The sequence below is a fragment of the Novosphingobium sp. genome, from assembly GCF_041915465.1.
Taxonomy (GTDB): Bacteria; Pseudomonadota; Alphaproteobacteria; order Sphingomonadales; family Sphingomonadaceae; genus Novosphingobium.
Genome location: NZ_JAYSBK010000099.1, coordinates 1 through 11076 on the forward strand (window position 1 = coordinate 1; position 11076 = coordinate 11076).

Annotated in this window: 9 protein-coding genes and 1 pseudogene; 5 read left to right on the plus strand and 5 right to left on the minus strand. The window is 65.9% G+C overall.

Features of this window, described 5'->3' with window-relative positions; translation table 11 throughout:
- The 3 genes and pseudogenes from ACE3SN_RS13905 to ACE3SN_RS13915 all read left to right on the plus strand — a co-directional run.
- A pseudogene (locus tag ACE3SN_RS13905) lies at window positions 1-773 on the plus strand (prolyl oligopeptidase family serine peptidase); the annotation flags it as partial.
- 133 nt (window positions 774-906) lie between these two features.
- A complete protein-coding gene (locus tag ACE3SN_RS13910) occupies window positions 907-1512 on the plus strand; it encodes a hypothetical protein (protein ID WP_374530984.1) in 606 nt (201 codons plus the stop codon).
- Window positions 1513-1638: 126 nt separating this feature from the next.
- Window positions 1639-2163 carry a hypothetical protein gene (locus tag ACE3SN_RS13915; protein WP_374530986.1) on the plus strand — a complete coding sequence of 175 codons (525 nt, stop codon included), beginning with the start codon at window positions 1639-1641 and terminating at the stop codon, window positions 2161-2163.
- A gap of 58 nt (window positions 2164-2221) precedes the next feature.
- On the opposite strand, the gene ACE3SN_RS13920 is transcribed toward ACE3SN_RS13915, so the two are convergent.
- Entirely contained in the window at window positions 2222-3166 is a 945-nt protein-coding gene (locus ACE3SN_RS13920) for an alpha/beta hydrolase (protein ID WP_374530989.1), read from the minus strand.
- A 95-nt stretch (window positions 3167-3261) separates the two neighbouring features.
- On the opposite strand from ACE3SN_RS13920, the gene uvrC reads away from it, so the two are divergent.
- Entirely contained in the window at window positions 3262-5196 is a 1935-nt protein-coding gene (gene uvrC / locus ACE3SN_RS13925) for an excinuclease ABC subunit UvrC (protein WP_374530991.1), read from the plus strand.
- A gap of 36 nt (window positions 5197-5232) precedes the next feature.
- Complete coding sequence (locus ACE3SN_RS13930) at window positions 5233-6060, plus strand: TIGR00266 family protein (RefSeq protein WP_374530993.1); 828 nt, start codon at window positions 5233-5235, stop codon at window positions 6058-6060.
- Between the two features lie 25 nt (window positions 6061-6085).
- Here ACE3SN_RS13930 and ACE3SN_RS13935 read toward each other — a convergent pair whose 3' ends face one another.
- The 4 genes from ACE3SN_RS13935 to ACE3SN_RS13950 all read right to left on the minus strand — a co-directional run.
- Window positions 6086-7273, minus strand: a complete 1188-nt coding sequence (locus tag ACE3SN_RS13935; protein ID WP_374530995.1) for a serine hydrolase domain-containing protein — start codon at window positions 7271-7273, stop codon at window positions 6086-6088.
- A 25-nt stretch (window positions 7274-7298) separates the two neighbouring features.
- Entirely contained in the window at window positions 7299-8186 is an 888-nt protein-coding gene (locus ACE3SN_RS13940; protein WP_374530997.1) for an acyl-CoA thioesterase, read from the minus strand.
- 68 nt (window positions 8187-8254) lie between these two features.
- Window positions 8255-9343 (minus strand): GNAT family N-acetyltransferase, encoded by a 1089-nt coding sequence (locus tag ACE3SN_RS13945; protein WP_374530999.1) that lies wholly within the window; start codon window positions 9341-9343, stop codon window positions 8255-8257.
- A gap of 240 nt (window positions 9344-9583) precedes the next feature.
- A partial coding sequence (locus tag ACE3SN_RS13950) for a sodium-translocating pyrophosphatase (RefSeq protein WP_374531000.1) occupies window positions 9584-11076 on the minus strand: 1493 nt, incomplete at its 5' end.

The window sequence follows — 11076 nt, forward strand, 5'->3', positions numbered from 1 at the left end:
AAGGACGGCACCAGGGTTCCCCTGCTGATCGTACGGCGCAAGGACGTGGCCGCGTCGGGCAAGCCGGTGCCGACCCTGCTTTACGGCTATGGCGGGTTTGACGTCTCGCTCAACCCGACCTTTTCGCCGGTGCGCATGGCCTGGCTGGAGGCGGGCGGGGCCTTTGCCCTGGCCAGCCTGCGCGGCGGCGGCGAGTTCGGCAAGGATTGGCACGAGGCCGGCAGGCTGGCCAACAAGCAGAACGTGTTCGACGATTTCATCGCCGCCGGCGAGTTCCTGATCAAGGAGGGGATAACCCCCAGGGGCGGGCTCGCGATCCAGGGGGGCTCCAACGGGGGGCTGCTGATCGCGGCAGTGGTGAACCAGCGTCCGGACCTGTTCGCGGCGGCCAATCCCTCGGTCGGCGTGATGGATATGCTGCGTTTCAACCGCTTCACCGCCGGGCGGTACTGGATGGATGACTATGGCGATCCCTCGCGCGAAGCCGACTTCAGGGTGCTGCGTGCCTATTCGCCCTATCACAATGTGCGTGGCGGGCGGAGCTATCCAGCGATCCTGGTGACCACCGGCGATACGGACGACCGGGTCGTGCCGGCGCACAGCTTCAAATACGTCGCGGCGCTGCAGGCCGCCGACATCGGGCCGCGCCCGCACCTGCTGCGGGTTGAACCGCGCGCGGGGCACGGGGCGGGCAAGCCGACCGACAAACAGTTTCCGAAGGCGCCGATGTGCTGGCCTTCCTGGCGCAGTGGACCGGGCTCAAGCCGTCCTGAAAGCCTATTCATAAAAATACGGAATTTTATGAACAATAGCTGTCGGGCTAGTTCAGGCTTAGGCCAAGGCCGAATCGGTAAACCATCCTCAACGCCGGGCAGTTCCGCCCGGGACGATTGAAGGATGACTGCCATGAAGACCCTTTCCAAAGCTCTTGTCGGCACCATCGCGGCGGGCGCGATGGTTGCTTCGTCGGCAACTCCCGCACTCGCGGCCGGGCGTGACCACCGCGACCACGACGGCATCAGCGCCGGCGATATCATTGCCGGGGCGCTGGTGATCGGCGGGATCGCCGCAATTGCGACTGTGGCCAGCCGTGACAACGATGGCCGCCGCGACCGCGACTATCGCTACGACCGGGCCGGCTACGGCGGCTATGATGGCTACGACGGCTATGGTGGCCGCTACGAATACCAGGGCAACCCGCGCCAGGCCGTCGAACAGTGCGTCTATGCCGCCGAGCGCATGGCGAGCCGCTACAGCTATGGCCGCGCCGATGTGACCGACATCCGCCAGGTTCGCGACACGCGCTATGGCTACGAGGTCAAGGGCCGGATCGCGGTCAACGCCCAGGGTCGCGGTTGGCACAACGGCGACGGCAACTATGGCCGGGGCTGGGGCGGCGACTATCGCGGCTGGAACCAGAACCTGCGCGGGTACGACAGCGGTTCGTTCAAGTGCAAGTTCGAGCGCGGCCGGGTGGTCGATGTCGACTTCAATGGCATCCGCGGTCTCTGATCGCGCAACGATCCAGGTGACAAGGGCGGTTCAGGCATCAGCAAGCCTGGACCGCCTAGTCTCACAAGCAAGGGGATACGCCGATTCCTGCCGGATGCGGGCGGCGTTTCGTGAAGGGCAAATGCGATGATGAAGTTCACCCGAACGGCTGCCGCGCTGGCCTGCGCAGCGGCGCTTTCGATGGTTGCGACCCCGGCGCTCGCGCGCGATCATGACGGTTGGGGCGGCTGGAATGGCGGGCGCCACCACCATGACGACGGGATCGACGGCGGCGATATCCTGACCGGCCTGCTGATACTGGGCGGCATCGCGATCATCGCCGATGCCGCCACGAGTAGCAGCAACAACGATCGTCGCCGCGAGCGTCAGGTCGACTATCCCGATCAGCGCTATCAGGAACCGGCCTATGCCGGTTATGGCGACGACAATCGGCCGCAGTGGCACGACAACAGCGGGATCAATTCGGCCGTTGGGCGCTGCATGGACGAGATCGACCGTGGCCGCACCCGCGTTGACAGCGTCGATTCGGTAAGCCGCTCGGGCGATGGCTGGCGGGTCGAAGGGCGCGCCGATGGCGGCAGCCAGTTCTCGTGCACGGTCGGTGCCGATGGCCAGATTCGCCAGGTAAGCATGGACGGCCGGGCGCTTTGACGGTCTTGCCTGATTGAATTCGGAAGCCGGGCGGACCAAGCCGCCCGGCTTTTCCGCCTCAGCAGCCCAGCATTCGCGCAATTGCGCCCAGCAGGTCGCGGGAAAAGGCTTTGGCGATGGCCGCATCGGCAACCGCGTTAAAGGCATGGATCGCGCCGGGATAGGAATGCAGTTCCACCGGCACCCCGGCCATGACGAGGCGCCGCGCGTAATCGAGATCTTCGTCGAAAAACAGATCGAGACTGCCGGTGCCGATCCAGGTCGGCGGCAGGTCGGTAAGATCGTCGGCCAGTGCGGGCGAGAACCAGCCCTTGCGGACATCGTCCGCGCCATAATCGCCGCGCAGCGCTTCCCAGCCAAATACGTTGCTTTCCCGCGTCCAGATGAATTCGCCAGTGGTGGGATTACCGTGCGGACAGGCATCGCCGCCGGTGCGGTGGTCGAGCATCGGATAGGTCAGGAACTGCGCGGCCAGCGCCGGGCCGCCCTTGTCACGCGCCATCTGGGCGACCGCTGCGGCAAGTCCGCCGCCCGCGCTTTCGCCGATCACCCCGATCCGGGCGGGATCGACCCCCAGCGCGCCGGCGCTGATGGCCAGCCATTCGAGCGCGGCGAAGCAATCTTCCTGCGGGGCGGGGAAGGGGTGTTCGGGGGCGAGCCGGTATTCGACCGAGGCGACCGGGATGCCCAGCGCCGCCGCCATGCCCGAAGGCCCGTGCTGCATCGACCGAGCCGAACCGATGATCATCCCGCCGCCATGGATGTGCAGCAAGGCGGCGCGCCCGGACGCGCCCGGCGCCGGATCATACCAATAGACTTCGAGCGGCCCGTCAGGCCCATCGATGACCTTGATTTCCGGGGCAAGCGGCGGCGTGCCCAAAAAGGCGAACCGGGCCTCTGAATCCTTGCGGATCTGCGGCAGGTCTTCGCGGGTGAAGGGCCGAAAGGGCATCATGTCGATCAGCGGCAGGACTTCGGGATCGACAAGGTGGCGAGTGGTCATGATCAGGCTTCTCCTCTTGTCCGCCAGCATGACGCGGCGTGTTGCCTCCAACAAGGGGCTTTAATGCCCGCCCGGTTCAACCTATCTGCCTTTCAATGCCCCGCAAGCCCACTCCGCCCGAGCCGCAAAGCGACGAGCGCTTCAACGAGGAGCGGGCGACCTCGACGATCAGGGGCAGCCAGCCGGATATCGAGGCCGGCGTCGCCGCGATCCGCGAGGTGCTGGCGACGCTGAAGCCCAAGCCCGGGGTCTACCGCATGCTCGATGCGCGCGGCGACGTGCTTTATGTCGGCAAGGCGCGGGCGCTGAAGAACCGGGTGGCGAACTACACCCAGGTCGATCGCCTGCCGCTGCGGCTGAAGCGGATGGTGGCGCAAACGCGTTCGATGGTGATCGTCACCACCAATTCCGAGGCCGAGGCGCTGCTGCTCGAAGCCCAGTTGATCAAGCGCTATCGCCCACCCTACAACGTGCTGCTGCGCGACGATAAGTCGTTCCCGTTCATCCTGCTGCGCGCCGATCACGAGTTTCCGCGCATCACCAAGCATCGCGGCGCGCGCAAGGCCAAGGGCAACTATTACGGCCCCTTTGCCAGCGCCGGATCGGTCAACACCACGATCAACGCGCTGCAAAAGCTGTTCCTGCTGAGGAGCTGCACCGACAGCTTCTTTTCCCGGCGTGACCGGCCGTGCCTGCTCTACCAGATCAAGCGCTGTTCGGCCCCCTGCGTCGGGCGGATCGACGCGGCGGGCTATGACGAGCTGGTGCGCCAGGCCAAGGACTTCCTTGGTGGCAAGTCCAGCGCCGTGCAGCGCGAGATCGAGGCGCAGATGCAGGCCGCCGCCGAGGCGCTCGATTTCGAAAGCGCCGCCCTGCTGCGCGATCGGCTCCGCGCGGCAACCTTCATCCAGGGGTCGCAGGCGATCAATGCCGAGGGGGTAGGCAACGCCGACGTCTTCGCGATCGCTTCCAGTGGCGGGCACTTCGGTATTCAGGCCTTCTTCATTCGCGGCGGGCAGAACTGGGGCCACCGCGCCTTCTTCCCGAGCCACACCGACGGGCTGGACGAGGCCGAGGTGCTGACCAGCTTCCTCGCCCAGTTCTATGAGGAAGTGCCGCCGCCGCGCACGATCCTGATCGACCGCGCGCTGCCCGAGGCGGACCTGTTGGCCGAGGCGCTGGCCGGGGCGGCGGGCGGCAAGGTTGAAATTTCGGTCCCCCAGCGCGGCGACCGGCGGCGGCTGATCGAGCAGGCCTCGCGCAACGCGGTCGAGGCGTTGGAGCGGCGGCAGGCGGAAAGCGGAACCAAGGCCCGGATCATGGCGGAAATGGCCGAGTTCCTCGAACTGCCCGAAGTGCCGCAGCGGATCGAGATTTACGATAACAGCCACATCCAGGGCACCAACGCCCTGGGCGCAATGGTGGTGGCGGGGCCGGAAGGCTTCATCAAGGGCCAGTACCGCAAGTGGAACATCAAGCAGGCCCAGACCAATGACGACTTCGCGATGATGCGCGAAGTCATGAGCCGCCGGTTCGCGCGCGTCGCCGAGGAAGACCCGGACCGCGATGGCGGGATGTGGCCCGATCTGGTGCTGATCGACGGCGGCAAGGGCCAGATGAGCGCGGTGCGCGATTGCCTTGAGGAGATGGGGATCGAGGAAGTGCCCCTGATCGCCATCGCCAAGGGCCCGCACCATGGCCGCGAGGGGCGCGAGGTGTTCCATTTTCCGGACGGGCGCGAAAAGATGCTGCCGGTGAACTCGCCGGTGCTGTTTCACCTGCAGCGGCTGCGCGACGAGGTACACCGCTATGCGATCGGTGCGCACCGCGAAAAGCGCAGCCGTGCGATCACCGCCAGTCCGCTCGACGAGATTCCCGGCATTGGCCCGGCCCGCAAGCGCGCGCTGCTGCTGCACTTCGGCACGGCCAGCAAGGTGCGTGCGGCAAGCCTGGAAGACCTGCAATGCGCGCCCGGAGTCAGCGCCGCGGTGGCGCAGACTGTTTACGATTTCTACCACGCCGGCGGTTAGGCCGCCTTGCGCCAATCCACGCAGACAGGAGACGACATGAGCAACAGCCCTTGGTCCCACGCCCGCAGCGCCTCGGTTGCCGATGATATCGACTTCGAGATCAAGGGCCAGGAACTCCAGTTCCTCGAGATCGAACTCGACCCCGGCGAAAGCGCCGTGGCCGAGGCCGGAGCGATGGTGTGGAAGGACGCCGCCGTCAGCATGAGCACCGTGTTCGGCGACGGACGCGGCAACGAAGGCGGCTTCATGGGCAAGCTGCTGGGCGCGGGGCAGCGCCTGCTCACCGGCGAAAGCCTGTTCACCACGGTCTTTACCCACGGCGGGCAGGGCAAGGCCCGGGTTGCCTTTTCCGCACCGGTGCCTGGCGCGATCCTGCCAATCAAGCTCGACCAAGTGGGCGGCGAACTGATCTGCCAAAAGGACAGCTTCCTTGCCGCCGCGCGCGGAGTGCAGATCGGTATCCACTTCCAGCGCAAGATCATGACCGGCCTGTTCGGCGGTGAAGGCTTCATCATGCAGCGACTGACCGGCGATGGCTGGGTCTTCGTGCAGATGGGCGGCACCATCGTCGAGCGCGAACTGAAGGCGGGCGAGGAACTGCACGTCGATACGGGCTGCCTGGCAGCGATGACCCCCGGCGTCGATTTCGACCTGATCGGTGCCGGCGGCGTGAAATCGATGCTGTTCGGCGGCGAAGGGCTGTTCTTCGCGCGGCTGCGCGGGCCGGGCAAGGTCTGGATCCAGTCGCTGCCCTTTGCGCGGCTGGCCGGACGGATGCTGGCGGCAGCCGGCAGCACCGGCGGCCAGAACCGCGGCGAGGGATCGGTGCTGGGCGCCTTTGGCAACCTGCTCGACGGGAACTGAGCGAGCCTATGCGCGGCGCGGGGGATCAGCCCCCCGCGTCGATCGCGGCCTGAACCTGCTTGTAGAACGCCTCGCGCGCGTCGCCCTCCGGCCCCAGTGTGGCGCGGGTCCAGTTGGCATTGCTGGCGATCACCAGGTTGCGCTTGGGATCGATGAAGATGCCCTGGCCGAAGATTCCCTGCGCAGCGACCGAGCCATCGTCATAGGTCCACCACTGGAAGCCATAGCCGTGACCCGGCTCGCCGATGTCCTTCTGCTTGTGGGTGGCCATTGCAAACCAGTCCGCCGGTACCACCTGCTTGCCGCCCGCGACGCCATTTGCCAGCACGAACAGACCGAAGCGCGCAAAGTCGCGGGTTTCGGCCTGCATGCAGCAACCGCCGATTTCCTGCCCCGTGGCGCTGAGCAGCCAGGTGGCATCGCCCTCCATGCCGAACGGCTGCCAGATCTTCTCCTGCAGATACTGCGCCAGCGACTTGCCTGTAGCCGATGTTACCAGCACGCCGACCAGGTTGGTTTCGCCAGTGTTGTAATGCCACACCTCACCCGGCGGATGAGCACGCGGCAGCTTGCGCATATAGCTGACCGTCGCGTCCATTCCGGGATCGGGCGTCGCATTGTTGAACTTCGCGACATCGGCGTTCGGGTCTTCGTAATCCTCGTTCCAGGCAACCCCGGAACTCATCGTCAGCAATTGCCGGATCGAGACATCGTCATAGGCCGAGCCTTTGAGGCCGGGAACGTATTGGCTGACCTTGTCATCCAGGCTCTTGATATAGCCGTCCTGGATCGCCGCACCGACCAGGGTCGAGGTGAACGACTTGGCGACCGAGAAGCTGGTCCAGCGACCCTTGGCATCGAAGCCTTGGCCATAGCGTTCAAGGCGCACCTTGCCGTCCTGGATGATCACCAGCCCGGCCGCATGCTGGCTTGCCATATAGGCATCGACGCCCGGCAGATTGAGCGGCTTGCCGGCTGGAAGCGGCAGCGGATTGGGCGAGGCGGCAATGGTGCGGGCCTTGGCCAGCACCGGCAGACGGTCCATCGCGCGGAAGGCGGCATTGCGCTGGTCCTGCGACCAGCTGAGAACGTTACGGTCGGTCGGCATGGCGGCCAGCAGCCCGCGCGTTTCTCGGTCAAGACTGGCGTACCAGCCGCCTCCGGCAAGCAGCGCGGCGCCGACTACGCCAACAACGATTGTCCTGATCCGCATTCGCCTCTCCCTGCTTTCGCGCCTGTTAGCGCTTTTGCTTGATCTCCCGGATCAGGCCTTCCTGTGCTGTCTCCGCCACCAGCCTGCCATCGATCGAATAGATCCGCCCCCGGTTCATGCCCCGCGCATTGCCGGCCCAGGGGCTGTCGGTGGCATAGAGCAGCCACTCGTCCGCCCGGAAATCGTCATGGAACCACACCGCGTGGTCAAGGCTGACGCCCATCACGTTGCCCACCGTCCACGACAGGCCGTGGGGCAGGGTGCAGGTGCCCAGCAGCGACATGTCGCTGGCATAGGCCAGCACGGCGCGGTGGATGCGCGGATCGTCGGGCAGAGGGGCGCAGGCCTTGAACCAGGTGTGGCTGAACGGCTCGCGCGGTTCGGCGTTCATCCAGTGGCGGCTTTCCACCGGACGCAGTTCGATCGGACGCGGCGCGATCATCTGGGCGCGCTTTTCCTCAGGGACTAGATGCAGGAACTTGCGGCGCAACTCCGCTTCGCTCGGCAGGTCTTCCGGGCGCGGCACGTCGGGGATCGCGTCCTGGTGGTGGACGCCGCTCTCGCGCTTGTGGAACGAGGCGACGAGGTTGAGGATCGGCGTGCCCTGCTGGCTGGCGACGACCCGGCGGTTCGAAAACGATCCGCCATCAAGGTCGCGCTCGACCTTGAAGTCGATTTCGTGGTCCTCGCTGCCGCCGCGCAGGAAATAGGCGTGGAGCGAGTGGACCGCGCGGTCTTCGGCCACGGTACGGTCGGCCGCGGCCAGTGCCTGGGCGATGACTTGTCCGCCGAATACGCGGCCCACGCCGCCACGCTTGCGCCGACCGGCAAAGTGGCCGTCTTCGCCAGGCTTCACGTCGAGCAGCTTGACCAGCCAGCGGACCAGTTCTTCGGGGGTTGGTTCTTGCGTCATGTCTTGCCTTTGCGGCGCGGGAACGGGTGCGTCAATAGGTCGCAACGCGCAACCTATGGGGCAGGAAATTACACTGTGGGCTTGCGGCCCAGTTCGGCGCTCAACAGACGCGCGAAGACGGCGCGGCGCAGCTTGCCACCGATCGCAATCGAAAGGCGGCCGACCGGGCGGCGCTCACGCCAGATGTGGTCGATCATCGGGTGATCGGCGGAGGCACAGCTATCGCACCATTCGACGGCCGGATTATCCAGCAGGGCAAGGTTCTCGCGCTGAAGCAGCACCCCGGGCGAGTAGCGCGAATAGCGCTCGTCAAAGGCGGTCTTGAACGAGAATGCGCCGGGCGGCGCGATGAAGCTCGCCAGCATGGCGACCGGCTGAGCATCCAGCGTCAAGGTCAGGCGTTCGAGCCGCCCCCGGCTGGCCGCGCCAGACAGGGCATCCTTGAACAGGCGCGTGGTCGACTGGTGCGACGCCAAGGCGGAGCCGGCAGCACCTTTCCAGCCGGAATGTTCGAGCGCCAGGAAGTCCTCAATCCAGCGGCTCAGCCGTTCGCCGTCATTGCGGCGCTCGATCTGAACTTCGCCAAGCTCTGACAGGCGCGCGAACTGACGGCGCAGTTCCTTGCGCTTCTTGCCCGACAGGCTCTCCTCGAAATAGGCTTGCGGCGATTGATCGGACGCGAGCATCGCGCGCTCCTCGTGCCAGACCAGTCCGGCTGGCCGGTCCTGTTCGCTCAGCACGGCTTGCAGCGCTGCATGAACTGGGCCGTCGAGCGCGAGTTGGGCCAAATGGAGGAACAGGCCATAGCCGGCGTGTTCGTCCGCCCAGTCCAGCAGCGCACGCCAAAACGCGCGCTCCAGCCTGGCGGCGACCAGCGGCGTGCCAAGGAAGCAGTTGCCGTGGATCCAGTTGCACAGCTGCGGGATCGGCCAGCGGTAATAGCGCGGCTCCAGCCGCAGCGGGATCAGCCCGGCCAGATCGCCGCCGTGTTCGAAGCACAGCATTCTGACGCTGCGCTGCGGATCGAGCGCGCGCAAGGCAGGAAGCAGGTACCAGCTTTCGTGGAAGGGATTGGGTTCGGCCGAGCAGGCCGCCAGCGCATCCCAGGCCAAGCGCTGTTCGGGCGTATCGAGCATCGACCAATCGGCCGCGCGCATCGCTCCCGTCGCTTGCGCGGCAGGGGTATTGCGGGCTGCTGGCCGATGATCGGCCCGGATTGTCGCAGCGGGATCGCTTGCCAAGTTGCTCGTCTCGTCGCGGCGGGATTGCCGTGCCCGTCATGCTTAACGCCGAAACGCCAAGGAATGGCTAACGCGAGTTGAAAGGGTTGAATGCAAAAGAAAACCCCGTCCGGATCGCTCCGGACGGGGCTTCGTTCACCCGGTGGGCGGCGTGATTTACACCGCGCCGTGTGCCAGCGCCGCGAGCAGCAGCAGCGCGACGATGTTGGTGATCTTGATCATCGGGTTCACGGCCGGGCCGGCGGTGTCCTTGTAGGGATCGCCCACGGTGTCACCCGTGACGGCGGCCTTGTGGGCTTCCGAGCCCTTGCCGCCGTGGTTGCCGTCTTCGATGTACTTCTTGGCATTGTCCCATGCGCCGCCGCCCGAAGTCATCGAGAGGGCGACGAACAGACCGCCGACGATCACGCCCAGCAGCAGCGCGCCAAGCGCGGCAAAGCCGTTTTCCTGACCGGCAACTGCGCCGATCACGAAGTAGACCACGATCGGCGCGAGCACTGGCAGCAGCGACGGGATGATCATTTCCTTGATCGCCGCCTTGGTGACCAGGTCGACGGTCCGGGCATAGTCCGGCTTCGATTCGTAGGTCATGATGCCGGGGTTTGCCTTGAACTGCTCGCGCACGTCGACCACGACGTCTCCGGCGGCGCGGCCCACGGCGGTCATGCCCATCGCACCGAACAGGTACGGGAGCAGCGCGCCGAGCAGCAGGCCAACGATGACATAGGGATTTTCGAGGCTGAAGTTCACCGTCAGGTTCGGGAAGAACTCCTTGAGGTCGGTGGTGTAGGCGGCGAACAGCACCAGTGCGGCAAGCCCGGCCGAACCGATCGCGTAGCCCTTCGTCACGGCCTTGGTGGTGTTGCCCACGGCGTCGAGCAGGTCGGTCTTTTCGCGGACGCTATCGTCAAGCCCTGCCATTTCGGCGATGCCGCCAGCATTGTCCGTCACCGGACCATAGGCGTCGAGCGCGACCACCATCCCGGCCAGTGCTAGCATCGCGGTGGCGCTATAGGCGATACCCAGGAGACCGGCGAGCTTGTAGGCGATGATGATCCCGGCCACGATCACGAGGGTCGGCAGGGCGGTTGCTTCAAGGCTGATGGCCAGGCCCTGGATCACGTTGGTGCCGTGGCCCGTTTCCGAAGCCTTGGCGATCGAGCGCACCGGGCGATAGCTCGTGCCGGTGTAGTACTCGGTAATCCAGATGATCAGGCCGGTAATGACCAGACCCAGCAGGGCGCAGTAGAACAGCGCGCGGCCGGTGATCGCGGTATCGCCGATCGCGGTTTCCATGCCGCCCAGCGCCTGGCCGGTGGCCCACCAGATCGCCGGAACCGCGAGGACCGCCGAAACCAGGAAGCCCTTGTACATGGCGCCCATGACGTTGTTCGACGAACCCAGCTTCACGAAGTAGGTGCCGATGATGCTGGTGACGATGCAGACGCCGCCGATCAGCAGCGGCAGCGACATCAGGTTCGGCAGCAGATCGCCCGCGCTCTTGAGCAGCAGCGCGGTGAGAACCATGGTCGCACCGACGGTGACGACATAGGTTTCGAACAGGTCGGCAGCCATGCCGGCGCAGTCGCCCACGTTGTCGCCCACGTTGTCGGCAATCACGGCCGGGTTGCGTGGATCGTCTTCGGGGA